A 24,632-nucleotide genomic window follows, 5' to 3' on the forward strand; every position below is an offset into this window, starting at 1 on the left:
GGGGGGAGGGGGGGGGGGGGGAGGGGGGGGGGGGGGGGGGGGACGCCCCCCCCCCCCCCCCCCCCCCCCCCCCTCGGCATTGCCTACGATGCCTGCCATGAAGCAACCCACCTCGCAGCTGCGCTGGGAGAAGCGCACCCAGACGCCGCTGCTGGGGCTCGCCGTCGTGTTCGGCGTCGCCTATGCCGTGCCGATCGTGGCGCCCGACGCCGACGCCGGGGTGCACCGGCTGTGCACGCACGTCGAGTGGGTGGTGTGGGGCGCGTTCGCCGTCGACTACGCCGTACGGCTCGTGCTGGCGCCTAGCAAGTGGCTCTTCGTCCGCAGGCATCCCCTCGACCTGCTGGCGGTGCTGCTCCCCCTGGTGCAGCCGCTGCGGCTGCTGCGTCTGGTCTCCACGCTCCTCCTGGTGGGCCGGCGGGCCCGGATGGCCCCGCAGATCACGCTCACCACCTATGTGGCGGGCGCGGTGGTCGGGCTCCTGATGTTCGGCTCGCTGGCCGTGCTCCATGTGGAGCGCAGCGCCCCGGACGGGAACATCAAGACGCTCGGGGACGCGGTGTGGTGGTCGTTCACCACGATGACGACGGTCGGCTACGGCGACCACGCCCCGACCACGGGTCTCGGACGCGTCCTCGCGGTGGGCCTGATGCTCTCGGGGATCGCCCTGCTGGGTGTGGTGACCGCCAACATCGCGGCCTGGTTCATCTCCCGCTTCGAACGGGACGACGCCCAGGAGCGCCGGCAGACGGAACTCCTGGAGGCCCTGGCCCGGGAGGTCCACGCGCTGCGCGCCGAGGTGGCACGGCTCTCCTCGCCGGCACCGGTGACGGCACCGCTGCCGGTGTCCGCGCAGGCCCCCGGCCTGGGCCCCGCCCTCGCCCCCGCGCCGGCCGGGGCACCGGCACCGGCGGCGGTGCCGTTCCCCGTACCGCCGCCGGACGAGGCCCCTACCTCTCCCAGATCTTGAAGGCTCTGACCTGGTACGGCGTCTGCGGCACCCACGTCCCGCGGCCCGGATAGGTCTCGAACTCCCCGGTCTCGGCGCACTCCGCGGACTGGTACGTGGTGACCGGCCGTCCGGTGCGGTTGGCGAGCGCCTGGGCGCTCGTCCCGGACGGCAGGGGCACGCAGCTCTCGATGTCGGTCCCCGCCAGCTCGTGGGTGAGGGTCTTGCCCTTGAAGTCCGCCTTGGGCCACAGACAGAGCTGTCCGGGCCCGCAGCTCCCGAGCTTGGGAGCCGATGCGGCGGCCGTCGCGGCGACGGGAGCGGCCGCGGGAGCCGGAGCGGCTGCCACGGACGCGCCCGCCACGGCGGTGAGCAGGACGGCCGTCAGTACGGCCAGGTGTACGTGCTGCGTCGACATGTCGGTCAACCCCCCAGGTTCGTCACTCTCTGTAATCAGAAACTCTGGAGGAGGTGACAGCCCGTTGGGAAGAGGCCATGGGTCGGTTCACCCGGATAGGTGACAGCCCCGCCGGACCGGGTCCGGCGGGGCTGTCGTGTCACGAGGTCGACGTCAGATGTGGACGCCGCCCGCACCCGCCTCCGCGTTCGCGCCGCGCTTGGTGAGCATGGCGACTCCCGCCGCGACGACGGCGACGACACCGGCGACGGTGAAGGCCAGGCCCATGCCGTCCATGAAGGTGTCGTGGATGACGCCACCGATCCGGTCGAACATGTCCGGGGTCATGCCGGGTGCCTTCGCCAGCTCCTGCGGGACCATGCCGAACTCGGCGGCCTCCTCCAGCCCGGGCGTGGGCCGGCCCGGGACACCGGCGGCCGTCCAGTTCGCCGCGAAGTCGCTGGAGACCTTGGAGGACATGACCGCGCCGAGCACGGCCGTGCCGAGCGCGCCGCCGACCTGCATCGCGGCCTGCTGCAGACCGCCCGCGACGCCGGAGAGCTCCAGCGGGGCGTTGCCGACGATGACCTCGGTGGCGCCGACCATGACCGGGGCGAGGCCCAGGCCGAGCAGCGCGAACCAGAGGGACATCACGAACGTTCCGGAGTCCTCCGTGAGCGTGATCATGCCGAACATGGCGGCGGCGGTGCAGACCATGCCGCCGACCAGCGGGATCCGCGGGCCGAACTTGGTGATCAGCGCACCGGCCAGCGGCGAGGAGACGATCATCATCGCGGTCAGCGGCAGCAGGTGCAGACCGGCGTCGATCGGCCCCAGGCCCTGGACACCCTGGAGGTAGAAGGTCACGAAGAACAGCCCGCCCATGAAGGCGAAGGCCATGAGGACCATCAGGACCACACCGGCCGAGAGCGGCACGGAGCGGAACATGGCCAGCGGGATGAGCGGCTCCTTGACCTTGGTCTCCCACAGGGCGAAGAGGCCGAAGAGCAGGAACGCGCCGATCAGGCAGCCCCAGGTGTTGCCACCCGTCCAGCCCCAGTCGGCACCGGCCTGGATGATGCCCCAGATGAGCGATCCCATCGCGCCGGAGAGCAGCAGGATCCCGAGGACGTCGAACGAGCGCGGGGCGTTCTCGGCGCGGTGGTCCCGCAGGATCACCAGGCCGAGCACGAGCGCGAGCACGCCGACCGGAACGTTGATGAAGAAGACGGACTGCCAGCTGACGTGCTCGACGAGGAAGCCGCCGAGGATCGGGCCGCCGGCCGTCGAGGCGCCGATGACCATGCCCCAGATGCCGATGGCCATGTTCAGCTTCTCGGCGGGGAAGGTGGCCCGGAGCAGGCCGAGCGCCGCCGGCATCAGCAGGGCGCCGAAGAGGCCCTGGAGGATGCGGAAGGCGATCACGTAGGCGATCGAGTCCGAGAGGCCGATCGCGGCGGAGGCGGCGGCGAAGCCGGCGATGCCTATCAGGAAGGTCTGGCGGTGACCGAAGCGGTCACCGAGCTTGCCGGCGGTGATCAGGGCGACGGCGAGCGCGAGCAGATACCCGTTGGTGATCCACTGCAGCTGATCGAGTGTCGCGCCGAGGTCGTGCTGGATGGCGGGGTTGGCGATGGCCACGATCGTGCCGTCGAGCGCGACCATCATCACGCCGGCCGCCACGGCGAACAGCGTCAGCCAGGGATGGCCTCGCAGTCCCTTCGCCGGAGCCGGCGCGGGGCTCCGGTCGCCCCCTCGACCCTGCGGGGCCTTTTCCACGGTGGTCTGACTAGTCATGCCAGCGAGGCTAATGTCAGTCACTGACAATTGACAAAGCGATTCACACGACGGTAACTGTCACGTAGCTCACAGGTACCCTGAGCTGCACGACGCCTGGGAAAGTGGCGAAAAGAGGGCTCTACGGTGACGGTTTCCGGTCTGCGGGAACGGAAGAAGCAGCGCACGCGGGACGCCCTGCTGCGCGTCGCCCTCGAACTGTTCACGACCCAGGGATACGAGCAGACCACCGTCGACGAGATCGCCGACGCGGTCGAGGTCTCCCAGCGCACCTTCTTCCGCTACTTCTCCTCCAAGGAGGAGGCCGCCTTCGCCGTGCAGCGCATGGTCGAGGACCGCTTCGTCCAGGCACTGGCGGCACGCCCCGCACAGGAGGGGCCGCTCGACGCGATGCGCAACGCCGTGCTCTCCTCCTGGGACACCATCGGCGAGGCGATCATGGAGGTCGTCCCCCTCGATCTCTATCTGCGAACCTTCCAGATGATCGAGTCGACCCCCTCGCTGCTCGCCGTCCACCTGCGCCGCTCCAGCGAGATGGAGGAGGCCATAGCCCGGCTCGTCGCCGAGCGCGAGGGCCTGGACCTCGACGAGGACCCGCGCCCCCGGATCGTGGTGGCGGCCTTCAGCGGCGTCATGCGAGTGACCGGCCAGCTCTGGGGCCGGGGGGCGGACCCGACCCTGGAGGGGATCCGCGCGATGACGGCGCACTACCTGGACCACCTCGCCCCCGCGCTCGTACCGGAGTGGCGGAAGCGCTAGCCACGCGCGAGGCGTACGCCCCCGCGCACGGAGCGTCACCGCACCTCGCCTCGGCCCGTGATCCACGTCACTCGTGGCCGCGACACCCCTCGCCCGTCTCCTAGGGTGTGGCGCAGTGACTTCCTTCGACACCTCCCCCACCCTCACCGCCTGGCGCATGCTGCTCGCGCTGGCCGTGATCTTCGTGCTCCTGGCGACTACCGGCTGGACGACGATCCGGCATCAGCGCGGGCCGGGAGAGACGCGGGAGGCCGCCATCGCCTCCTGGCTGCACGGCAGGATCGGCCACCGGGACCTGCCCGACCCGGCCGCCCCCGCCCGTACGATCGCCGCGTTCTTCGCCTCGATCGGCCCGACGCAGGGCGCCTTCCTCGCCGACGCGCATCCGTTCGTCGTCGGCAATCTCAACGGCGCCCCGGTCACCCTGCGCTACCGCTCCAACCGGCTCTCCCTGGCCCGCGCCCTCGACGTCGAACGCAAGCGGGTCGAGGACCCCCGGCTCACCGCCGACGGCCGGCACGAGGCCCTGCGCCGCGCGCACCGCTTCACCTCGCTGATGCGTCCGGACCGTCAGATCCTCGCCTTCGACCCGACCGGTGGCGGCCGGACGGCCGAGGTGCTCGGCGATCTGGAGCGGGCCCAGCGGGTGTCGGTGATCGTGCCCGGCGTGGACACCAATCTGCTGACCTTCCAGAAGACCAGCCGCAAGTACTCGGCACCGGCCGGGATGGCGCAGTCGCTCTACGCCGCCGAGCGCGAGGCCGCCCCCACGCGCCGTACGGCCGTCATCGCCTGGGCCGACTACACCGCCCCCGTCGGAGTCGGCATCGACGCCGCGATGGGCCGCCTGGCCTCGGCGGGCGCGGTACGGCTCGTCGGCATGACCGCCGCGCTGCCCGGCGCCTCCCGCGTCAGCCTCTTCTGCCACAGCTACGGCTCCGTGCTCTGCGGGGTCGCCGCGGCCCGGCTGCCCTCCCGGGTGACGGACGTGGTGGTGGCGGGAAGCCCCGGCATGCGGGTGGAGCGGGCGGCGGAGCTGTCGACGCGGGCCCGGGTGTGGGCGATGCGGGACGCGGACGACTGGATCCAGGACGTGCCGCACCTCGCGGTCGGCGGAGTGGGGCACGGGGCGGATCCGGTGGCGCCGGAGTTCGGTGCGCGGCTGCTCTCGGCGGCCGGGGCGAACGGCCATACCGGCTATTTCGAGCCGGGCACCGGCAGCCTCGACAACTTGGCGGCCATAGGTGTTGGTTCGTACCAGAGCCTGACCTGCGCGAGCGTCGACAGCGCTTGCCGCAGCGGAATCTCCGGCGAGGAAGGGCTCTGACGCGCGTAGAGAGCGGGATGTCGGCCCCCGGCGCAGGGGCGACGTGGGGGCGCGCGCCGCATACGATGAGGCACATGGGTGATGTGCTGGCCGGAATTCATGCCACCTGGGAGTTCGAGAGCGACGCCGTCGTCATCCGCTTCGAACGGGGGATCCGCACACCGAAACTGTTCCAGGCGCTGCGCGAACGACGTATCCCGCACGAGGCGTTGGCGTCCGTGACGCTCGCCCCGGGCAAGCGGGGCACCGTCGTGCTGCACGCGGTGCCGAGAGCGGGCGCCGATCCTCTGATGGAGGCTGCCGCGGGACAGCTGAAGGAGGGGTGCGACCCGTACCGGCTGGTGCTGCCGGCGGAACGGGAGACGCTGGCCGAGTACTACCGGGACGAACTGCGCGCGGTGCTCACGCCCCGGGACGAGCCCTCGGACCGTTTCCTTGTGGAGGCGCCGGAGGGACCGCAGTCGTTCAAGGCGTACGACGGGAAGGCGACCTTCGACGGCCGGTCGGAGGTGTCGTTCCGCTGGTCGTGGTCGGGCGCGTCCTCGGAGAAGTGGAAGGCGGGCGACCAGACCTTTCCGGTACGGGAGCTCAGCGGGGTGGAGTGGCGCTCGCCGGACGTCTTCGACGGGTATCTGCGTCTGCTGCCCCGGTCCGGGGAGCCGCGGCCGCCCCAGGCGGACCACGATCCGGCGGCCGTGGTCTTCGGCCTCGGCTACGGCCCGGTCCACGAGTCCCTGCCGTTCGCGGCCGCCGTCCTGTCGGCGGTCCGCCGTGCCGGGCGGGTGGCCGCGCTGCCCGAGGCGGAGCTGCGCGACCCGGCGGGGGTCGCGGAGCGGATCCGGCATCTGGGGGAGCTGCACGAGGCGGGGCTGGTGACGGACGAGGAGTTCACGGCGAAGAAGGCGGAGTTGCTGGCGGAGCTCTGACGAAGACCGGGGCTCGGCGGGTGGGGGCGTGGGGGCGCCCGGTCCGCCGACGCCAGTCATACCCCGGTATCACCCCTCGACCGGGTCCTCGGTATGACGCCCGGCGGCCGTCCGGCTGCCTACCCTGAGCGGGCCATGAAGAAGACACGCTCCCTCGGAGCCGACCGCCCCGTCGCCCGGATGCTCGCGCCCGTCCGAGGGGTGATGCAGTCCTTCGGCACCGCCCTCGCGACCCCGACGGAACCGGGCGCCCCGCTGCTCGCCGAGGCGCGCACGCGCTGGCTCCGACTGCTCCCGTACGGCGTCGCGTTCGCCTTCGTCGCCTCGCTGCTGCCGTCGACCGTCGCGGTCCTCATGAACGACTACCAGGTCAACGGCGGCCTGGCCGGCGCCCTGGCCACCGCGCAGAGCGCGCCGCTGCTCCTCGCCGTGACCCGCCCCCTCCAGGCATGGTGGATCATCGGCATCGCCGATGTGGCCGGGGCGCTCGTCATGCTCGCCTCGAACGGCCTCGACGGGCGCACCTGGCCGTGGACGCCGCCGGTCGTGGTCGGGTACCTCGCCCTGATGCTCGCCCTGGGGCTGCGCGAGTCGCGCCGGGCCTTGCTCGGGGTGTGGCTGGTGACGGGAGCCACGGGGTTCGTCCTCACGGCGGTCGCGCCGGAGAACACGGACGGCATCCACGTCCTGCTCTTCGTCCTGAGCGGAGTGGTCCTGCTCGTCATGGCGACGATCCGCGAGCGCGGGGACGCCGAGCGCCGCAGCGCGGCCGAGCGGGCCCGCAGCACGCTTCTGGAGGAGCGGGCCCGCATCGCGCGCGAACTGCACGACATCGTGGCCCACCACATGTCCGTGATCACGGTGCAGGCGGACTCGGCGCCGTACCGGATCCCGGACCTTCCTGAGGCGGCCCGCGAGGAGTTCACCTCGATCGCCGCGAGCGCCCGGGAGTCGCTCGCCGAGATGCGCCGGCTGCTGGTGGTGCTGCGCAGCGAGGGCACGGAGGGCGAACGGGCCCCGCAGCCCGGCCTGGACCGGGTGCAGCAGCTGATCGAGGCGACGGTTCGGGCGGGGGTGCCGGCCGAACTGTCGATGGCGGCGGACCTCATGGCCGGCCGGAGCGACGTACCGCAGGCGGTGGACCTGTCGGCGTACCGGATCGTGCAGGAGGCGCTGGCGAACGTGGTCCGGCACGCGCCGGGCGCCGAGACCCGGGTCTCGATCCGCGCGGACGACGGACGGCTGACCATCGTGGTGGTCAACGGCCCTGTCTCGGGGCGCGCTTCGCCCCTGGAGAGCGGGACGGGGACCGGGCACGGGCTGGTCGGGATGCGCGAGCGCGTACGGTTGACCGGCGGCTCGCTCGACACCGGGCCGCTGCCGGACGGCGGCTTCCGGGTGGCCGCGCGCCTCCCCATGACCTCGAAGGACGTGTCTTGACCATCCGCGTGATCATCGTCGACGACCAGGCCATGGTGCGGGCGGGGTTCGCCGCGCTCCTCTCGGCGCAGGCCGACATCGACGTGGTGGGCGAGGCGCCGGACGGGCGCCGGGGCGTGGACGTGGCGCGGTCGACGCACCCGGACGTGGTGCTGATGGACGTGCGGATGCCGGAGATGGACGGTCTCGCGGCGGCCCGGGAGATCCTTTCGCCGCCGGTGGGGATCACGCACCGGCCGAAGGTGCTGATGCTGACCACCTTCGACGTGGACGACTACGTGTACGAGGCGCTGCGCGCGGGCGCGTCCGGCTTCCTGCTGAAGGACGCGCCGCCCGCCGATTTGATCGCGGCGGTACGGGTGGTGGCGGCGGGCGAGGCGCTGCTCGCCCCGTCGGTGACCCGGCGGCTGATCGCCGACTTCGCCGCGTCGAGGCCGGCCCCGCGCGGGGACCGGGTCGCGCTGCGTCTCAACGGTCTGACGCCGCGCGAGACGGAGGTCCTGGAGCTGATCGCGCGCGGTCTGTCGAACCAGGAGATCGCGGACCGGCTGGTCCTCGCCGAGCAGACGGTGAAGACCCACATCGGCCGGGTGCTCGCCAAGCTGGACCTGCGCGACCGCGCGCAGGCGGTGATCTTCGCGTACGAGTCGGGCCTGGTGACCCCGGGCGACGGGCACCGCTGACCGGAAGGGCGCGCCCCCACCGGGGGAAAGCCCCACCATCGGCCGGGGGAGCGCCGCTCGTCCACCCCCTACCCCGGTAGCACCGGAGAGTTGGCCCCTCGGTGTGACGTGCCGTCACCCACCCTCTTCCTACCTTCCTCTCGCCACGGACGAGAGACACGAAGAGGGAGGGGCCTCATATGCGCCGCTACACAAGGACCTTGGTCGCCGCCGCACTCACCACGACGGTGATCGCCGGGACGGCGGGCTGGGCGTCCGGGAGTGCGCAGCAGGCCGTGACGGGAGCCCCGGTCGGCACGGACGCCTGGCGGGCGGACGGGCTGCCCGACCCGGAACGGATGACGCCCTCCCAGGTCGCCGCGTACTTCGCCGGTCTGACGGTCGGCCGGCAGCACGAGCTGGTCCGCGCGCACCCCTCCGTCGTCGGCAACCTCGACGGTGTACCGCCGCGTCTGCGGTACGAGGCGAACGCCCGCGCCCTGGGCGGCCGGTACGCCGGGCAGCAGGTCCTCGCCTTCGACCCGCGCGGCCGGGGCCAGGCCGTCCTCGTCTCGGGCGACCTGACGACGGCCGAGCACGTGGCCGTGATCGTGCCCGGGTCCGACATCGACGCCGGGAACATCACACCGCTCACCGACAAGGCCGAGGCGCTGCGCCGGGCCACGCACGGTCGCACCGCCGTGATCGCCTGGGCCGGCTACACCACGCCGGTCGGTGTCGGTCTCGACGCCGCCACCGGGGACCTCGCCGAGGTCGGGGCGGAGCGGCTGACGCGGCTCACCGACGGCCTGGCCGCGACGGGGGTCCCCGCGCCGTCCGTGTTCTGCCACAGCTACGGCTCCGTCGTCTGCGGCCTGGCCGCCCGCGACCTCAAGGCCAAGGACCTCGTCGTCCTCGGCTCCCCGGGCATGCGCGCGGCGAACGTCACCGACCTGGGCACGTCGGCCCGGGTGTGGGCGGCCAAGGATCCGTCCGACTGGATCGACAGGGTCCCGAACGTCGCGTTCGCGGGGCTCGGTCACGGCGCGGACCCCACCGATCCCGACTTCGGCGCCCGCCTCGTCCCGGCCGCCGACGCCCCCGGCCACGACGGCTACTTCGCGGCCGGCACGCAGTCGCTCCGTACCTTCGCCGCCATCGCCGAGGGGGATGTCCGATGAGTACGCTCACCAGGACCGTCTCGAGGATCGAGGCCGGCACCCCCGCCCACCGCGACCGGGCGATCGACGGGCTGCGCGCCCTCGCGCTGCTCGCCGTGCCCACCGGGCACTGGCTGCTGGGCGGTTTCACGCTCTCCTCGGACGGGGCGCTGCACAACGCCAGCCCGCTCGGCACCTTCGGCGGACTCGCGCCCGTCAGCTGGATCCTGCAGATGCTCGGGATCTTCTTCCTGGTCGGCGGCTACGCCTCCGTCCTGTCCTACCGCAAGCGCAAGGGCTCCACCGGCGCATGGCTCACGGGCCGGCTCGCCCGGCTCGGCCGTCCCGTCCTCGGTGTCACGGCCGTCTGGGCGGTGCTGCTCCCGCTCCTCCACCACGGCTTCGGGGTGCCGGGCGACACGCTGCGGACGGCGTCCACGCTCGTGGTCCAGCCGCTGTGGTTCGTCGGGGTGTACACGGTCGTGACCGCGCTCACCCCGCTGTGCGTGAGCGCCACCCGCCGGGCGGGCGTGTGGGCGGCGGCCCCGCTGCTCGCCTCGGTCGCCGTCGTCGACTTCCTGCGCTACGGGCCGTACGCCGACGCCGTGCCGTCCTGGATCAGCCTGCTCAACATCCTGCCCGGCTGGCTCTTCGCCTACCAACTGGGCGTCTCCTGGGGCGAGGGCCGGGTCACCCGGCGTCACGCCTGGGGGCTGCTGCTCGGCGGCGCGGCCCTCTTCGCCGCCCTGCTGCTCGCCTTCGGCTACCCCGCCTCGATGGTCGGCGTCCCCGGCGAGGCCCGGACCAACTCGCACCCCCCGTCGCTCCTCGTCCTGGCCCTCGCCGCCGCCCAGAGCGGCGCGGCGATCCTGCTCCGCGGCCGGCTCGGCGCGCTGCTGAAGCGGCCCGCGCTGTGGGCGCCGGTCGTGATCGTCAATCTGTCCGCGATGACGATCCTGTGCTGGCACCAGACGGCCATGCTCGCCGCCGCGATCCCCGCCTCGTACGCGGGTGAGGTCCCCGGCCTGGTGGGCGCGCCGGACTCGGTCGGCTGGATCCTCGCCCGCCTGGCCTGGATGCCGCTGTTCGCGGCCCTGCTGCTCCTGATCGGGCGGTACGCGCGCGGCTTCGAGTCCCCGTGGACCCGTACGGGCCCGGCCCGACGCGCGGCGGCGGGCCTGCTCGCCGCCGGCTTCGCGGCCTTCGCGCTGGACCTGGCGTGAGGGGTCATGGCCGGGGGTGCCGGACCCCCATCAACGCCCAGCCCCTCCCCCGTCCCTACTCCCGCCCCGTCCCCTACTCCCGCGCCGTCACTCCCGCGCCGCCGAGGTGAAGGTCATGTCCGGGTACCGGTCGCCCGCCACCTGCGCGGCGATCGGCTCCAGTTCCGCCAGTTCTGCCTCGGTCAGGGTGATCCGGGTCGCCGCCGCGTTCTCCTCCAGGCGGGCGCGCTTGCGGGTGCCCGGGATCGGGACGACCGTCAGACCGTGGACCGAGGAGCGCTGTTGCACCCAGGCGAGGGCGATCTGTGCCGGCGTCGCGCCGTGGGTCTTCGCGATCGTGTGGACCGGGGCGAGGAGGGCGGCGTTCCGTGTCGCGTTCTCCCCGGTGAAGCGGGGCTGGTACTGGCGGAAGTCGCCGCCCGACAGGTCCTTCGAGGCGTCCGCGAACGCGCCGGTCAGGAAGCCGCGGCCGAGGGGCGAGTAGGGCACGAACGTCACGCCCAGCTCGGCCGCCGCGCCGACCGCGCTGCGTTCCACGTCGCGGGAGAAGAGCGACCACTCCGACTGGAGCGCGGCGATCGGGTGCACGGCGTGCGCCTCGCGCAGTTCCGCGCCGGTCACCTCGCTCAGGCCGAGGTGCTTGACCTTGCCCTCCCGTACCAGGTCCGCCATCGCCCCCACCGACTCGGCGAGCGGGACCTCCGGGTCGCGCCGGTGCATGTAGTAGAGGTCGATGGTCTCGACGCCGAGGCGGCGCAGGCTCGCCTCCACCGCGCTCCTGATGTACGCGGGATCGTTGCGGATCCCCCGGAAGTGCGGGTCGTCCGCGCGCCGCTCGATGGCGAACTTGGTGGCCAGGGTGATCTCGTCGCGGTGCGCGGCGACGAACGGCGCGAGGAACTCCTCGTTGGCGCCGCTGCCGTACACGTCCGCCGTGTCGATCAGCGTGACGCCCGCCTCCAGCGCGGCGTCGAGGGTGTCGCGGGCGGCCGCCTCGTCCGTGTCGCCGTAGAACTCGCTGATGCCCATGGCGCCGAAGCCCTGGACGCCGATCTCGGGACCGTCGGTACCGAGTCGGACGGTGCTGATCCTGCTCATCGGGTCATGCCTCCGCGTAGTAGTGACTGATCTTGGTGTCGAGCACGGCGAGCGTGTCCTGGAGCTCAGCGATCCGGGACCGCACGTCCCTCCTCGTTGTCTCCAGGAGCTCGCGCCGTTCGTCGCGGGTGTGGTCGCCCTCCCGCACCAGCTCCGCGTACCGCACCATCGACGCGACCGGCATCCCGGTCAGCCGGAGCTTTCCGACGAATCCCAGCCAGTCCAGGTCGCGCTGGGAGAAGCGGCGCTGGCCGGTGTGCGAGCGGTCCACGTGCGGCATGAGCCCGATCCGCTCGTACCAGCGCAGGGTGTGCGCCGACAGGCCGGTCAGGGCGGCCACCTCGCTGATCGTGTAGGGGACGCTTCTCTCGATCACGCTCATGGGCCCCACGCTAGGACCTTCGAGTGCACTCCAAGCAAGTAGGCTCGGAGCCATGTCCCTGCAGAGCCTGGCGATGATCGAGAACTGGCCCGTCCCCACCGCGGCCGCCGCCGTCGTGCGCGCGGACGGCACCCTGGCCGGGTCCCACGGCCCCACCGGGCAGCGGTTCCCGCTCGCCTCCGTGACCAAGCCGCTGGCCGCGTACGCCGTCCTCGTCGCGTACGAGGAGGGGGCGATCGACCTCGACGAGCCCGCCGGGCCCGAGGGCGCGACCGTACGGCATCTCCTCGCCCACACCTCCGGACTCGCCTTCGACGAGGACCGGGTGACGGCCTCCCCCGGCACGCGCCGGATCTACTCCAACACCGGCTTCGAGGCGCTCGGCGACCACGTCGCCAAGGCGACGGACATCCCGTTCGCCGAGTATCTGCACCAGGCGGTCCTGCAGCCGCTGGGGATGACCTCGACGACGCTGGAGGGCTCGCCCGCCAAGGACGGGGTCTCGACGGTCGACGACCTGGTGCGGTTCGCGGCGGAGGTGCAGGCACCCCGGCTGCTCGACGCGCGCACGGTGCTCGACGCGATGACGGTGACGCACCCCGGGCTGACCGGGATCCTGCCCGGCTACGGTCACCAGCGGCCCAACGACTGGGGGCTCGGCTTCGAGATCCGGGACGCCAAGTCGCCGCACTGGACGGGGTCCTCGTCCTCGCCGCGGACGTTCGGGCACTTCGGGCAGTCGGGCACGTTCCTGTGGATCGACCCCGACGCCCGCGCCGCGTGTGTGGCGCTGACCGACCGGGCCTTCGGGCCGTGGGCGGTGGAGGCGTGGCCGCCGTTCACGGACGCGGTCCTCGCGGAGCTGCGCGCCGGGGCCTGAGCGGGAGCCGGGCGCCGCTATGCCTCGTCGGCCGACGGGCAGGACCGGGTGGGCAGCGTGCCGTCCGGACCGGTGAGGTCGACCGAGACGGCGCCCGCGGGGTGCAGCGCGTAGACCGTCGTGCAGACGATCTGCTGGACGGCGAGCGGGTCCAGGCCCTTCACCGGGCCCGTGGACCGCACGCGGAACACCGGTTCGTCCTCCTGCCCCCACCTGATCGCGTCGTCGCTCACGTACAGCTCGTGCTGCCGGTGCTCCGGCCCCGGGAGGCGTGTGCGCAGGCCGGCGGAGCGTTCGGCGGCCGTGGGGCCGGCCAGCAGGGCGACGAGCGCCTTGAGGGGTTGGTCCGCGGCGCCCTCACGCTTGTCGTCGAGAAGCGACCCGACGCCACCGCCCGACGGGTCCGAGTGCTCGCCGGGAGGGGTGGGGGTGGGCTCCTGTCGGCCCTGAACGCCCGGTCCGTCCCGGACGACCGGCAGCAGACGCCCGTCGCCGTCGACGAAGAAGAGCGTCATCCGGAGGGCGGGCGGCGGGCCGACGGGAACGGCAGCCGCCTCCCCGGCCTCGACGACACCGCTGTCGCGGATGCCGCAGGCCCCGAGGGCGAGGAGCGGCAGGAGCAGGGCCGGCCCGGCCAGGACCCGGCGGTACGCGCTCACAGCGGGATCCGCACCGTGAAGACCGCCCCTCCGTCGGAGTGGTTCCCGGCGACGACCGTGCCGCCGTGCAGCCGTACGTTCTCCTGGGTGATCGCGAGCCCCAGGCCGCTGCCGGAGGAACGGGCCCGCGAGGGGTCCGCCTTGAAGAAGCGGTCGAAGACGTGCGGCAGCACCTCCGGGGCGATTCCCGGTCCCCGGTCGACGACCTGGGTGACCAGGCAGGGGCCCTCGGTGAAGAGCCGTACCGCCACGGGCGGGCTGCCGTGGCGCAGGGCGTTGCCGACCAGATTGGCGACGACGACGTCGAAGCGGCGCGGGTCGAGCCGGGCCCGGATACCGGGCTGGAGGTCCGGGGCCACCCGCTCCGGGTCGGTCCAGTGGCGGCTGCTCAGGGTCCGGCGGATCGTCTCCGCGACGTCCACCTCGTCGGTGTGCAGCTCGGCCGCGCGGGCGTCGAAGCGGGAGATCTCCATCAGGTCCTCGACGAGGACGGCGAGTTTGCCGGTCTCGGTACTGATGAGCCGGACCGCGCGGGCGGTGTCCGTGTCGAGGCCGGCGGCGTCCTCGTCGAGGAGCTCGGTGACGGCCAGCATCCCCGCCAGGGGCGTGCGCAGTTCGTGCGAGACGTCGGAGGCGAACCGGCGGGCGCGTGCCTCGGCGCGCTGCAGCTCCTCGACCGACCGCTGGAGTTCGGCGGCGGACTCGTTGAACGTCCGCGCGAGGTCGGCGAGTTCGTCGCTGCCCTTGGCGTGGATCCGGGTGTCCAGCTCGCCCCGGCCCATGCTGTGCGCGGCGCGCCGCAGGTCCCGCACCGGCCGCAGCACGCTCCGGGCGGCGATCAGGGCGGGGATGAGCGCGATGGCGAGGGCCGGCAGGGCGCCGCCGCGGGCCGCGGCCACCATGGCCTCGATGTTCTCCTGCTCGTCGCTCATGTCGACGACGGCGTAGACGACCAGGCCGGTGGGGTGGCCGACGGCGCCGGGGCCGGGTTTGAGGAGGGCGGGGACGGCGATCGTGAGGTAGGGCGTGCCGTTCTTGACGACCCGCTGGAAGCTGCCGTGCGCGGTGCCCTGGGCGCGGGCGCGCAGTTCCGGGGTGATGACGGTGGAGGTGGGTCGGTCCGTGGAGGAGACCCAGAGGTCGCCGTACTGGGCGTAGACCCGCCAGGGGTGCGGCTTGCCCTGCTTGGCGATCCGGAAGAGGTCGTCGCGCAGCTGGTCCGCGTCGACGGGCAGCGGGGTGGCCAGCGTCGCGACCTGCTCGCGGAAGGCGGAGACGGCGGTGTCCTGGGCCTGTTCGAGGATCGCGTTGCGGGCGGCCCGGTAGGTGAGCGCGGCGGTGGTGCCGCAGCCGACGGCGGCGACGAGGAGGAAGGCGAGGACGAGCCGGGTACGGAGCCCGAAGGGGCGGAGACGGCGCTTCACAGCGGTCCGAAGCGGTAGCCGAAGCCGCGCAGGGTCTGGATGTAGCGGGGGCTGCCGGGGGTGTCCTCGATCTTGTTGCGCAGCCGGCGCACGCAGGCGTCCACGAGGCGGGCGTCGCCGTGGTAGCTGTGCTCCCAGACGTGTTCCAGGAGTTGCTGCCGGCTGAAGACCTGCTCGGGGGCGGCCGTCAGGTGGAGCAGGAGCTTGAGCTCGGAGGGGGCGAGGGCGAGGCGCTCGCCGGACTTCGCGACGGTGAGGCCGACCCGGTCGATGGCGAGCTCCCCGTGGAACTCGACGGCGGGCCGTCCGGCGCCCGGCTCCTCGATGCGCCTCAGCACGGCCCGTATGCGGGCGTCGATGACCTCGGTACGGGCGGGCTTGACGATGTAGTCGTCGGCTCCGGCCTCCAGGCCGACGACGACGTCGAAGTCGTCTCCGCGCGCGGTGAGCATGATGATCGGCAGCTGGCTGGTCTCGCGGACGCGGCGGCAGACCTGGACGCCGTTCATGCCGGGCAGCATCAGATCGAGCAGCAGCAGGTCGGGCCGGAACTCCGTCAGCAGGGCGAGTCCGGCCTCCCCGGTCGCGGCCGCCCGTACCTCGTGCCCACGGCGTCGCAGCCCGAGTTCGACCCCTTCGCGGACGGAGGGGTCGTCTTCTATGAGGAGCAGGCGAGGCATTCGACGAGTATCCCAAGGTGAGTGAGGAGCCTCCCCTACGGGGAGAGCGGGGGCGAGGGGCACCTGCCGCCACGGTGCCCGAGGCTGCCGTGCGAAGTCTCCGGGCAGAGGCCCGGAAGCCGTGGGGCGGGCGTCAACCGCGCCGCGCGAGGCCGCGCAGGCGATGCCCCGCGCTTGCCAACACGGCCTGTACCTCCGTGAGTCGGAGCGGGCGGGCGAGGAGACAGAAGACAGCGAGGATGGCGACGCCGCCGGCCGCGCCCGCCGGAAGAGCCCCGGCCGGGGCGGTCGCGTCGGCGACGAACAGACCGCACCCGGCGGCGGGCACGGCTGCCACGAACAGCCGCGCGAGAGCGGAGGCCGCGTCGGACACGGCAGGGCCGGAGCGACCCGGCGCCCTGTCGGCCCGACCGGGCGTGGCCGGAGCGACGGACCGGTCGGCCGCACCGGAGTCGGATCGGTCCCGGGCGGCCGGCAGGCCCGGGCCGGGCGACCGGTCCGCGACCGGGCCGGAGGACCCGTCCCCCGCGCCGCCCAGCCGTCGCCGCAGCGCGTACGCCGTCACCGCCCAGCCCGCCCACAGCGCCAGGGAGTAGGCGCCCGCCATGCCCGCCACCGCCCAGGTCGGCGGGAGGAGCGCGTAGGCGGCCAGGGACAGGCCCGCGTGGAGACCGGCGATCACCAGGTTGAGCAGGAAGGGGGTGCGGGTGTCGCGCAGGGCGTAGAAGGCGCGGGTGCAGACGTACTGGCCGGAGAGTGCCACGAGCCCCGGGGCGAAGGCCATCAGGATCCAGGCCATCGCCCGGATGTCGTCCGCGTCGGTCCTTCCGTACCGGAAGACCATGCTCATCAGCGGCACCGCCAGCGCGAAGAGGGCGCAGGCCGCGGGTACGACGGCCGCCGCGCTCATGCGGAGCGCGTACGACACGTCCGTGCGCACCCTCGCCAGGTCACCGTCTGCCGCCGCCCCGCTCATCCGGGGCAGCAGGGCGGTGACCAGGGAGACGGTGACGATGCCGTGCGGAACCGCCCACAGCAGATAGGCGTTGTTGTACGCGGCGAAGCCGAAGCCCCCGCCCGCGCCCAGCTCCTCCGCCCGCAGCCCCGCCGCCGTCGCCAGCTTCGTCGTCACCCAGTACGCCGCCTGGTTGGTGAGGACCAGCAGGACCAGCCAGCCGGCCGACCGCAGCGGCGCCGTGAGTCCGGCGTCCCGCCAGTCGAGGCGGGGGCGCCAGCGGAAGCCGGCGGCGCGCAGGGACGGGACGAGCGCGAGGGCCTGGAGGGCGATGCCCGCCGTCGTGCCCCAGCCGAGGAGGGCCGTCTCCGGGCCGGTCAGCCGCCCGCCGTCGGCGGTCGTCAGGTACAGCGCGAAGACGGCGATGACGACGAGGTTGTTGAGGACCGGTGTCCACATCATCGCGCCGAACCGGCCCCGCGCGTTCAGCACCTGTCCGAGCAGGGTGAAGAGTCCCAGGAAGAAGATCTGCGGCAGGCAGTACCGGGCGAAGGCGGCGGTCATCGACCGCTGGGCGCCGGTGTAGTCGGTGTACGCGTCGACGATCGCGGGCGCCGCGAGCACCGCGCCCGCCGTCAGCGCCAGCAGGGCGAGGACGCAGACCGTCAGGAGGCGGTCGGTGAAGGCGACGCCTCCGTCCTCGTGTTCCTTGGTCGCCTTGACCAGTTCGGGCACGAAGACCGCGTTGAGGGCACCGCCCAGGAGCAGCATGTAGACGATGGTGGGGACCGAGTTGCCGACCGCGTACCCGTCGGCGATCGCCCCGGCGCCGAGGGCCGCGGCGACGATCGCCGAGCGGACGAAGCCGGTGGCGCGCGAGACCAGCGACCCGGCGGCCATCAGCGCGCCGCCGCGCAGCACGGAGGGCGTGCGGCGCTGCGGCTCGACGAGGGTCGTCGCCGTCATCGGCGCGCCATGTACGCCTGGAAGGCCCGGTACAGCGTGTGGTTCGTCGTGCCGTCCAACGGTGTCTCCCACTCCCCCAGCGTCTCGACGGCCTGCCCGCCGGTGCCGAGCTTCCAGCGCAGCAGACCGTGGGCGCGGTCGTCAGGATCGAGGGTGGAGGGTATCCCGCGCATGTCGTAGACGTCGGCCCCGGCGGCGTGGGCGTCGCACATCATGCGCCACTGCAGGGCGTTGGAGGGGCGGACCTCGCGGCGGTGGTCGGCGGACGCGCCGGTCTGGTACCAGACCCGCCGCCCGGCCGTGACCATGGTGTGGGCGGCGAGGGTCTCGCCCTCGTGGCGGGCGAGGTAGAGCCTCATCCGCCCGGGTTCCTCGGCGTTGAGGACCGCGTACTGCCGCTCGTAGTACGCCAGGGAGCGGCCGAGCCGGAAGCCGTCGCGCTCCTCGGTGATCCGCAGGAGCCGGTGGAAGTCGGGCAGGTCGGCGGCCGAGCCGACGACGACCTCGACGCCGGACGCGCGGGCCCGGCGGACGTTGCGCCGCCACTCCTGGTTGAGGCCGCTCCACAGGTCGTCGGTGGTCCGGCCGGTGAGCGGGACCTGGTAGACGTGGCGGGGCTGGGCGTCGGCGCCGTCGGACGCGCCGGTGGAGTCGCCGCCGCAGCGGCGCCAGCCGCGGGCGCGGAGGCGTTCGGCGACGGCGGTGCCGAGCGGGTCGACCTCGTCGGCGAGGACGTCGGCGAGGCGGCGGCCGGGTCCGGTGTGGGCTTTGAGGGTGGCGGCGTTCCAGCGGCGGAAGGCGGGCGAGGGCCCGATGCGTACGGCGAAGGCGCCGGCGGCCCGGAGGTGGCGCAGCAGCGGGGTGAGCCAGCCGTCGAGGCCGGGGGCGGACCAGTCGGCGACGGGCCCTTCGGGGAGGTAGGCGAAGTACTTGCGGGTGCCGGGGAACGGGCGGAGCAGGACGAGGGCGACGCCGGTGAGCGGGCCGTCCCCCGTGCCCCAGCCGAGGAGTTGGTGGCGCCAGCCGTCCTTGACCGCGGCCCAGGAGGGGAGTTGGAGGAAGCTGGGTCCGAGCCCGCTCCCCGCGAGGAAGGCACGGTACGCCTCGGGGGTGACCTGTCCCAGGCGGATGGTGGTGTGCTGAGCCGCGGCTGTCACGAGCAGAGCCGACACAACGTGAGCCTCCTTGTTCCGCCCCCTCGGTCGGGGGGCGCACAGGATGCTCACAGCGCACTTTGACCGTGCCGCGCGTCGTCTGTGACCGGACGATGACCGTTTCTCTTCAGCCCTTGTCACAAAGCGTTCGGAGTGCTGTCCGCGTCCTACAGTCCGGGCATCCCATACCTTTTCCGGAGGCTTCCGTGTCGCCCGTACGTACCCGAATACGCCAGACGCTCGCGGCCGTCGCCCTCTGCGGCGCGCTCACCGCCTGTTCGTCGGGGGCGGTGGGCGGTGCGGCCCGCGACGCCGGTCCGGCCGACGCCAAGCCGGCCGAGGGACCGGCGAAGGTGACCGTGGTGAATCCGGCGGCCGGCCGGACGGTGACGGTCACGGCCGCCGGCGGCACGCTGACGGCGGTGAAGGTCGTGGACGCGGAGGGCGGGGTGCTGACCGGCCGTACCGGGTCCGGCGGGACCTCCTGGGTCTCGGACCGCAAGGCGGTGCCGGGCACGTCGTACCGCGTGGAGGCGACGACCCGTACGGCCGGCGGGAAGGAGTCGACGACCCGTTCGACGTTCACGACGGCGAAGGCGTCTCAGGTCAACAAGGTGACGCTGGCGCCCGGGAAGGACACCACGGTCGGCATCGGGCAGCCGCTGTCGATCGTCTTCGACCGGCCGGTCACGCGGAAGGCGGAGGTGGAGAAGCAGCTCCGGGTGACGACGTCGAACGGCACGGTCGGGTCCTGGGGCTGGCTCAAGGACTGGTCGGGCAAGGACCGGGTGGACTGGCGGCCCAGGGAGTACTGGAAGCCGGGGACGCGCGTGACCCTGGACGCGACGCTCGACGGGACGGACTCGGGCGGGGGCTGGTTCGTACGGGACTACCGCACGGGCTTCACGATCGGCGCCGCGCAGGTGGTCAAGGTCGACCTGGACAACAAGCGGCTCGTCCTGGAGCGGGACGGGCGCCCGGTGCGCACGATCCCCGTGTCGGGCGGCACGCCGGGCGGCGACAAGCGGTCGTGGCGGGGCACGGCGGTGCTGATGGCGAAGGAGGGCACGATCAACATGAACTCGGAGACGGTCGGGCTCGGTGACGCCTACGACAAGATGGTCGACTCCTCGATGCGGCTGACCTGGTCGGGCATGTACGCGCACGCGGCGCCGTGGAACGCGGCGCACTTCGGCCGGGCGAACCGCAGTTCGGGCTGCATCGGCATGAGCGACGCCGACGCCGCGTGGTTCTACGCCCAGGTCCGCCCGGGCGACCCCTTCGAGATCCGCGGCGCGGACACGAAGGGCGTGGTGGCGGAGGGCAACGGCTACGGGGCGTGGAACGTGACGTGGGAGCGGTGGCGCGCGAAGAGCGCGGTGGCCCGCTGACGGGAGCGTGCCCCCTGAAGGCGCCCGTCGGGGTGGGGTCCTGGCCGTCCTTCGGGAGGGGGTGCCGTCCCCGGCCGGGCTCCGTCAGGGCGCCCGCATCTCCCAGAGCAGGATCTCCGCGTCCGAGGTCGCCAGCAGCGCGAGGTCGCGCGCCTCGGTGACGCGGGCCGCGTCGCCCGCGGCGAGTTCCTCGCCGGCCAGACGGACGGTGCCCCGCACCACATGGACGTGGACGAGGTCCGCGTCAGGGACGGCGGTGCGTTCGCCGGACTCCAGGCGGCGGACGTGGAGCATCGAGGCCGCCTCCGGGAGCGCGTACGGGGTGGAGTCGGCGATGCCGCGCACGATCTCGTACGAGGGCTCGCCGCCCGTCTCCAGCGGGGCGAGCCACATCTGCAGGAAGACCAGCGGCTCGTCGCCGTCGTTGCGCTCCTCGTGGCGCACGCCCGCCGCCGAGCTGAGCCGCTGGAGGTCCCCGGGCCGGACGACGGTGGTGTGACCGGCCGAGTCGCGGTGCGTCAGCTCCCCCTCGACGACCCAGGTGACGATCTCGGTGTCACGGTGCGGATGCTCGGCGAACCCGGCGCCGGGAGCGAGCCGCTCCTCGTTGCAGGCGAGGATCGCGCCGAAGCGGAGGTTGTCGGGGTCGTAGTGCCGACCGAAGGAGAAGGCGTGCCGGGTCTCGATCCCGGCAGCGGGATCACCCCCGGGGTAGCGGTCGCCGGCGCGCTGGATGCGGATCACGGAGAAACGGTAACCGCCGGGGGCGGCACCCCGGCCCGGGGAAACGGCCCCGACCCCGCACCCGGCCGTCCCGATAAGGCAGTCTTGTCCCCGTGCCAGAACCCACGAACACTCCTCACCCGCACACCGCCACCCTGAAACGCCTCGAACAGTCCTCCGGGCGGCTCGCCGCCAACGCCATTGCCCGCATGGACGAGACGCTGCCGTGGTACCGGGCGATGCCGCCCGAGAACCGGTCGTGGATCGGTCTGGTCGCCCAGGCCGGTATCGCCGCGTTCACCGAGTGGTTCCGGCACCCGGAGACCCCGCAGGCCATCTCCACGGACGTCTTCGGCACCGCGCCCCGTGAGCTGACCCGCGCCATCACCCTCCGCCAGACCGTGGAGATGGTCCGCACCACCATCGAGGTCATGGAGACGGCGATCGAGGAGGTCGCCGCCCCCGGCGACGAGTCCATCCTCCGCGAGGCACTCCTCGTCTACGCCCGCGAGATCGCCTTCGCCACGGCCCAGGTCTACGCCCAGGCCGCCGAGGCCCGCGGCGCCTGGGACGCCCGGCTCGAGTCCCTCGTCGTCAACGCGGTGCTCTCCGGCGAGGCCGACGAGGGCGCCGTCTCCCGGGCCGCAGCCCTCGGCTGGAACTCCCCCGAGCACGTCTGCGTCGTCCTCGGCACCGCCCCCGACGGCGACAGCGAGCTGACCGTGGAGGCGATCCGCCGCGCGGCCCGGCACGCCAAGCTCCAGGTCCTCACCGGCGTGCTCGGCGACCGGCTCGTCGTCATCGCCGGCGGCAACGACAACCCCCTCGCGGTCGCGAAGGCCCTGATCGGCCCGTACGCCGCCGGGCCGGTCGTCGCGGGCCCCGTCGTCCCCGACCTGCTCGCGGCGACGCGCTCCGCGCAGGCCGCCGCCGCCGGGCTCAAGGCGTGTTCGGCCTGGCAGGACGCCCCGCGCCCGGTCCTCGCGGACGATCTGCTGCCGGAGCGCGCGATCGCGTCGGACCCTTCGGCCCGTGAGCAGCTGGTGGAGGAGATCTACAGACCGCTGGAGGAAGCGGGCTCGGCGCTGCTGGAAACACTGAGTGTCTACCTGGAGCAGGCGAGCAGCCTGGAAGGTGCCGCGCGGATGCTCTTCGTCCACCCCAACACCGTGCGCTACCGGCTTCGACGTGTGACAGATGTCACCGGCTGGTCACCCTCCGACGTCCGTTCCGCCTTCACACTGCGGATCGCGCTCATCCTGGGGCGCTTGGCCGACGGAGATTCGCAGCTCTAGACTTTTGTGGAACACCGACAATTCCCCTGACGGTTCTTCGTCCTAGTCCCCACGGGCGCCGGGAGCCGTCCCCAAGAGAGAGTGTGAGGGTGCTCGTACTCGTCGCTCCCGGCCAAGGCGCTCAGACGCCCGGCTTCCTGACTCCCTGGCTCGAACTCCCCGGTGCCGCCGACCGCCTCGCGGCCTGGTCCGACGCCATCGGGCTCGACCTCGTCCACTACGGCACGAAGGCGGACGCGGACGAGATCCGTGACACCGCCGTGGCCCAGCCGCTGCTCGTCGCCGCCGGACTGCTGTCCGCCGCCGCGCTCGGCGAGGTCTCCCCCGGCGCCGTCGCCGGGCACAGCGTCGGCGAGATCACCGCCGCCGCGTTCGCCGGTGTCCTCGACGACACCGCCGCCCTGCGTCTCGTCCGTACGCGTGGCCTGGCGATGGCCGAGGCCGCCGCGATCACCGAGACCGGCATGTCCGCGCTGCTCGGCGGCGACCCCGAGGTGACCGTCCCGCACCTGGAGAAGCTCGGCCTGACCCCGGCCAACGTCAACGGCGCCGGCCAGATCGTGGCCGCCGGCACCCTGGAGCAGCTGGCCGCCCTGGAGGCGGACAAGCCCGAAGGTGTCCGCCGGGTCGTCCCGCTGAAGGTCGCCGGCGCGTTCCACACGCACCACATGGCTCCCGCCGTCGCGAAGCTGGAGGCGGCGGCGAAGGAGCTGACCGTCGCCGACCCGACGGTGCGTTACGTCTCCAACAAGGACGGCCAGACCGTCTCCACCGGCTCCGAGGTCGTCTCGCGCCTCGTCGGCCAGGTCGCCAACCCGGTCCGCTGGGACCTGTGCATGGAGACCTTCCGGGCGCTGGGCGCGACCGCGCTGATCGAGGTGTGCCCGGGTGGCACCCTGACCGGTCTCGCGAAGCGCGCGCTGCCGGGCGTTCCGACCGTCGCCCTGAAGACCCCCGACGACCTCGACGCGGCCCGCACGCTCGTCGCCGAGCACCCTGCAGCCTGAGAAGGAGCCGTAGAGCATGTCGAAGATCAAGCCCAGCAAGGGCGCCCCGTACGCGCGGATCATGGGTGTCGGCGGCTACCGCCCCACCCGCGTCGTGCCGAACGAGGTGATCCTCGAGAAGATCGACTCGTCCGACGAGTGGATCCGCTCGCGCTCCGGTATCTCCACCCGTCACTGGGCCTCGCCCGAGGAGACCGTGGCCGCGATGTCGGTCGAGGCCTCCGGCAAGGCCATCGCGGACGCCGGGATCACTCCGGAGCAGATCGGCGCCGTGATCGTCTCGACGGTCTCGCACTTCAAGCAGACCCCGGCGGTGGCCACCGAGATCGCCGACAAGATCGGCGCCGGCAAGCCGGCCGCGTTCGACATCTCCGCCGGCTGCGCGGGCTTCGGATACGGCCTCACCCTCGCCAAGGGCATGATCGTCGAGGGCTCGGCCGAGTACGTCCTCGTCATCGGCGTCGAGCGACTGAGCGACCTGACCGACCTGGAGGACCGCGCGACGGCCTTCCTGTTCGGCGACGGCGCCGGCGCGGTCGTCGTCGGCCCCTCCGACGAGCCGCACATCGGCCCCTCGGTCTGGGGTTCGGAGGGTGACAAGTCGGAGACGATCAAGCAGACCGTGCCGTGGAACGAGTTCCACGGCGGCGACGTCTCGAAGCTGCCCCTCAACGAGCAGGGCGAGATCAAGTTCCCGGCCATCACGCAGGAGGGCCAGGCGGTCTTCCGCTGGGCCGTCTTCGAGATGGCGAAGGTCGCCCAGCAGGCGCTGGACGCCGCCGGCATCTCGGCGGACGACCTGGACGTCTTCATTCCGCACCAGGCGAACATGCGGATCATCGACTCGATGGTGAAGACTCTGAAGCTGCCGGAGCACGTGACGGTCGCCCGTGACGTCGAGACCACCGGCAACACCTCGGCCGCCTCGATCCCGCTCGCCATGGAGCGGCTCCTGGCGACCGGAAAGGCGAAGAGCGGCGACACCGCGCTCGTCATCGGCTTCGGGGCGGGTCTCGTCTACGCCGCGACGGTCGTTACCCTCCCCTAGGCACACCGGATCTTTTCCGGAAACCCGTTACCAAGCACCGAAGCAATCACAGAAGGAGCGCCGACATGGCCTTCACCCAGGAAGAGATCGTCGAAGGTCTCGCCGAGATCGTGAACGAGATCGCCGGCATTCCGGTCGAGGACGTCCAGCTGGACAAGTCCTTCACCGACGACCTGGACGTCGACTCGCTGTCCATGGTCGAGGTCGTCGTGGCCGCCGAAGAGCGCTTCGAGGTCAAGATCCCGGACGAGGACGTCAAGAACCTCAAGACGGTCGGCGACGCGACCGACTACATCCTGAAGCACCAGGGCTGATTCGGCCCCTGCTGAC

At 72.8% G+C, this 24,632-nt stretch carries 24 protein-coding genes; 14 read left to right on the forward strand and 10 right to left on the reverse strand.

From position 1 onward, the window contains the following. Positions 1-97 precede the first annotated feature (97 nt). Positions 98-970: a potassium channel family protein gene (locus tag ACZ4VW_RS07235; protein ID WP_467959312.1), complete on the forward strand. Its 873-nt coding sequence runs from the start codon at positions 98-100 to the stop codon at positions 968-970. Here the strand turns inward: ACZ4VW_RS07235 and ACZ4VW_RS07240 are convergent. Then, positions 951-1,367, reverse strand: coding sequence for a peptidase inhibitor family I36 protein (locus tag ACZ4VW_RS07240; protein WP_467959314.1), 417 nt, complete (start codon positions 1,365-1,367; stop codon positions 951-953). The genes ACZ4VW_RS07235 and ACZ4VW_RS07240 overlap by 20 nt on opposite strands. Positions 1,368-1,520: 153 nt before the next feature. Next, positions 1,521-3,143, reverse strand: a complete 1,623-nt coding sequence (locus ACZ4VW_RS07245; RefSeq protein WP_467959316.1) for an MFS transporter — start codon at positions 3,141-3,143, stop codon at positions 1,521-1,523. A 126-nt stretch (positions 3,144-3,269) separates the two neighbouring features. Between ACZ4VW_RS07245 and ACZ4VW_RS07250 the strand changes: the two genes are divergently transcribed. The 7 genes from ACZ4VW_RS07250 to ACZ4VW_RS07280 all read left to right on the forward strand — a co-directional run bounded on the left by ACZ4VW_RS07250 (position 3,270) and on the right by ACZ4VW_RS07280 (position 10,640). Further along, complete coding sequence (locus tag ACZ4VW_RS07250) at positions 3,270-3,902, forward strand: TetR/AcrR family transcriptional regulator (protein ID WP_467959318.1); 633 nt, start codon at positions 3,270-3,272, stop codon at positions 3,900-3,902. A 115-nt stretch (positions 3,903-4,017) separates the two neighbouring features. Continuing rightward, positions 4,018-5,229: an alpha/beta hydrolase gene (locus tag ACZ4VW_RS07255; RefSeq protein WP_467959320.1), complete on the forward strand. Its 1,212-nt coding sequence runs from the start codon at positions 4,018-4,020 to the stop codon at positions 5,227-5,229. Positions 5,230-5,303: 74 nt separating this feature from the next. Beyond that, positions 5,304-6,155 (forward strand): DUF4429 domain-containing protein, encoded by an 852-nt coding sequence (locus ACZ4VW_RS07260; RefSeq protein ID WP_467959322.1) that lies wholly within the window; start codon positions 5,304-5,306, stop codon positions 6,153-6,155. 135 nt (positions 6,156-6,290) lie between these two features. Then, complete coding sequence (locus ACZ4VW_RS07265; protein WP_467959324.1) at positions 6,291-7,595, forward strand: sensor histidine kinase; 1,305 nt, start codon at positions 6,291-6,293, stop codon at positions 7,593-7,595. Continuing rightward, positions 7,592-8,278 carry a response regulator gene (locus ACZ4VW_RS07270; RefSeq protein WP_467959326.1) on the forward strand — a complete coding sequence of 229 codons (687 nt, stop codon included), beginning with the start codon at positions 7,592-7,594 and terminating at the stop codon, positions 8,276-8,278. Before ACZ4VW_RS07265 ends, ACZ4VW_RS07270 begins: the two co-directional genes overlap by 4 nt. Positions 8,279-8,457: 179 nt before the next feature. Then, complete coding sequence (locus ACZ4VW_RS07275) at positions 8,458-9,438, forward strand: alpha/beta hydrolase (RefSeq protein ID WP_467959328.1); 981 nt, start codon at positions 8,458-8,460, stop codon at positions 9,436-9,438. Next, positions 9,435-10,640, forward strand: a complete 1,206-nt coding sequence (locus ACZ4VW_RS07280) for an acyltransferase family protein (protein ID WP_467959330.1) — start codon at positions 9,435-9,437, stop codon at positions 10,638-10,640. Before ACZ4VW_RS07275 ends, ACZ4VW_RS07280 begins: the two co-directional genes overlap by 4 nt. A gap of 87 nt (positions 10,641-10,727) precedes the next feature. Here ACZ4VW_RS07280 and ACZ4VW_RS07285 read toward each other — a convergent pair whose 3' ends face one another. Together ACZ4VW_RS07285 and ACZ4VW_RS07290 are read right to left on the reverse strand one after the other, a co-directional pair. Continuing rightward, positions 10,728-11,738, reverse strand: coding sequence for an aldo/keto reductase (locus ACZ4VW_RS07285; protein WP_467959332.1), 1,011 nt, complete (start codon positions 11,736-11,738; stop codon positions 10,728-10,730). 4 nt (positions 11,739-11,742) lie between these two features. Further along, positions 11,743-12,120 carry a MerR family transcriptional regulator gene (locus tag ACZ4VW_RS07290; protein WP_467959334.1) on the reverse strand — a complete coding sequence of 126 codons (378 nt, stop codon included), beginning with the start codon at positions 12,118-12,120 and terminating at the stop codon, positions 11,743-11,745. Between the two features lie 52 nt (positions 12,121-12,172). On the opposite strand from ACZ4VW_RS07290, the gene ACZ4VW_RS07295 reads away from it, so the two are divergent. Beyond that, a complete protein-coding gene (locus ACZ4VW_RS07295) occupies positions 12,173-13,000 on the forward strand; it encodes a serine hydrolase domain-containing protein (protein WP_467959336.1) in 828 nt (275 codons plus the stop codon). Between the two features lie 17 nt (positions 13,001-13,017). Here the strand turns inward: ACZ4VW_RS07295 and ACZ4VW_RS07300 are convergent, their stop codons facing one another. From ACZ4VW_RS07300 to ACZ4VW_RS07320, 5 genes are all read right to left on the reverse strand, one after another. Then, the gene (locus tag ACZ4VW_RS07300) at positions 13,018-13,659 is read right to left on the reverse strand and encodes a hypothetical protein (RefSeq protein ID WP_467959338.1); all 642 of its coding nucleotides are present in this window, start codon (positions 13,657-13,659) and stop codon (positions 13,018-13,020) included. Beyond that, the gene (locus ACZ4VW_RS07305; RefSeq protein ID WP_467959340.1) at positions 13,656-15,083 is read right to left on the reverse strand and encodes an ATP-binding protein; all 1,428 of its coding nucleotides are present in this window, start codon (positions 15,081-15,083) and stop codon (positions 13,656-13,658) included. The genes ACZ4VW_RS07300 and ACZ4VW_RS07305 overlap by 4 nt, the downstream gene beginning before the upstream one ends. Continuing rightward, the gene (locus ACZ4VW_RS07310) at positions 15,080-15,763 is read right to left on the reverse strand and encodes a response regulator (RefSeq protein ID WP_467959342.1); all 684 of its coding nucleotides are present in this window, start codon (positions 15,761-15,763) and stop codon (positions 15,080-15,082) included. Before ACZ4VW_RS07310 ends, ACZ4VW_RS07305 begins: the two co-directional genes overlap by 4 nt. A gap of 133 nt (positions 15,764-15,896) precedes the next feature. After that, complete coding sequence (gene murJ, locus ACZ4VW_RS07315) at positions 15,897-17,684, reverse strand: murein biosynthesis integral membrane protein MurJ (protein ID WP_467959344.1); 1,788 nt, start codon at positions 17,682-17,684, stop codon at positions 15,897-15,899. Then, complete coding sequence (locus tag ACZ4VW_RS07320; protein WP_467959346.1) at positions 17,681-18,856, reverse strand: lipid II:glycine glycyltransferase FemX; 1,176 nt, start codon at positions 18,854-18,856, stop codon at positions 17,681-17,683. Before ACZ4VW_RS07320 ends, murJ begins: the two co-directional genes overlap by 4 nt. A gap of 188 nt (positions 18,857-19,044) precedes the next feature. Here ACZ4VW_RS07320 and ACZ4VW_RS07325 point away from each other — a divergent pair, with 188 nt between their 5' ends. Then, positions 19,045-20,229 carry a L,D-transpeptidase gene (locus tag ACZ4VW_RS07325; RefSeq protein ID WP_467959348.1) on the forward strand — a complete coding sequence of 395 codons (1,185 nt, stop codon included), beginning with the start codon at positions 19,045-19,047 and terminating at the stop codon, positions 20,227-20,229. An 84-nt stretch (positions 20,230-20,313) separates the two neighbouring features. Here the strand turns inward: ACZ4VW_RS07325 and ACZ4VW_RS07330 are convergent, their stop codons facing one another. Beyond that, positions 20,314-20,973 carry a pirin family protein gene (locus tag ACZ4VW_RS07330; protein WP_467959350.1) on the reverse strand — a complete coding sequence of 220 codons (660 nt, stop codon included), beginning with the start codon at positions 20,971-20,973 and terminating at the stop codon, positions 20,314-20,316. A gap of 92 nt (positions 20,974-21,065) precedes the next feature. Between ACZ4VW_RS07330 and fasR the strand changes: the two genes are divergently transcribed. The 4 genes from fasR (at position 21,066) to ACZ4VW_RS07350 (ending at position 24,616) form a co-directional block, all read left to right on the forward strand. Continuing rightward, complete coding sequence (fasR, locus tag ACZ4VW_RS07335; protein WP_355108543.1) at positions 21,066-22,247, forward strand: fatty acid biosynthesis transcriptional regulator FasR; 1,182 nt, start codon at positions 21,066-21,068, stop codon at positions 22,245-22,247. A gap of 89 nt (positions 22,248-22,336) precedes the next feature. Continuing rightward, on the forward strand, positions 22,337-23,254 hold the full coding sequence (locus ACZ4VW_RS07340; RefSeq protein ID WP_467959353.1) for an ACP S-malonyltransferase: 918 nt from the start codon (positions 22,337-22,339) through the stop codon (positions 23,252-23,254). A 16-nt stretch (positions 23,255-23,270) separates the two neighbouring features. Beyond that, complete coding sequence (locus tag ACZ4VW_RS07345) at positions 23,271-24,302, forward strand: beta-ketoacyl-ACP synthase 3 (protein ID WP_467959355.1); 1,032 nt, start codon at positions 23,271-23,273, stop codon at positions 24,300-24,302. 65 nt (positions 24,303-24,367) lie between these two features. Beyond that, positions 24,368-24,616: an acyl carrier protein gene (locus ACZ4VW_RS07350; RefSeq protein WP_467959357.1), complete on the forward strand. Its 249-nt coding sequence runs from the start codon at positions 24,368-24,370 to the stop codon at positions 24,614-24,616. The last annotated feature ends 16 nt before the right edge of the window (positions 24,617-24,632 follow it).

Source organism: Streptomyces sp. NPDC029139 (genome assembly GCF_055564335.1).

Bases quoted from the DNA above. Each gene is read 5' to 3' on its own strand.
- ACZ4VW_RS07240 (WP_467959314.1), bottom strand. From the start codon at position 1,367: ATGTCGACGCAGCACGTACACCTGGCCGTACTGACGGCCGTCCTGCTC.
- ACZ4VW_RS07295 (WP_467959336.1), top strand. From the start codon at position 12,173: ATGTCCCTGCAGAGCCTGGCGATGATCGAGAACTGGCCCGTCCCCACC.
- ACZ4VW_RS07280 (WP_467959330.1), top strand. From the start codon at position 9,435: ATGAGTACGCTCACCAGGACCGTCTCGAGGATCGAGGCCGGCACCCCC.
- ACZ4VW_RS07310 (WP_467959342.1), bottom strand. From the start codon at position 15,763: ATGCCTCGCCTGCTCCTCATAGAAGACGACCCCTCCGTCCGCGAAGGG.
- ACZ4VW_RS07275 (WP_467959328.1), top strand. From the start codon at position 8,458: ATGCGCCGCTACACAAGGACCTTGGTCGCCGCCGCACTCACCACGACG.
- ACZ4VW_RS07265 (WP_467959324.1), top strand. From the start codon at position 6,291: ATGAAGAAGACACGCTCCCTCGGAGCCGACCGCCCCGTCGCCCGGATG.
- ACZ4VW_RS07345 (WP_467959355.1), top strand. From the start codon at position 23,271: ATGTCGAAGATCAAGCCCAGCAAGGGCGCCCCGTACGCGCGGATCATG.
- ACZ4VW_RS07235 (WP_467959312.1), top strand. From the start codon at position 98: ATGAAGCAACCCACCTCGCAGCTGCGCTGGGAGAAGCGCACCCAGACG.
- ACZ4VW_RS07245 (WP_467959316.1), bottom strand. From the start codon at position 3,143: ATGACTAGTCAGACCACCGTGGAAAAGGCCCCGCAGGGTCGAGGGGGC.
- ACZ4VW_RS07260 (WP_467959322.1), top strand. From the start codon at position 5,304: ATGGGTGATGTGCTGGCCGGAATTCATGCCACCTGGGAGTTCGAGAGC.
- ACZ4VW_RS07350 (WP_467959357.1), top strand. From the start codon at position 24,368: ATGGCCTTCACCCAGGAAGAGATCGTCGAAGGTCTCGCCGAGATCGTG.
- ACZ4VW_RS07285 (WP_467959332.1), bottom strand. From the start codon at position 11,738: ATGAGCAGGATCAGCACCGTCCGACTCGGTACCGACGGTCCCGAGATC.
- ACZ4VW_RS07290 (WP_467959334.1), bottom strand. From the start codon at position 12,120: ATGAGCGTGATCGAGAGAAGCGTCCCCTACACGATCAGCGAGGTGGCC.
- murJ (WP_467959344.1), bottom strand. From the start codon at position 17,684: ATGACGGCGACGACCCTCGTCGAGCCGCAGCGCCGCACGCCCTCCGTG.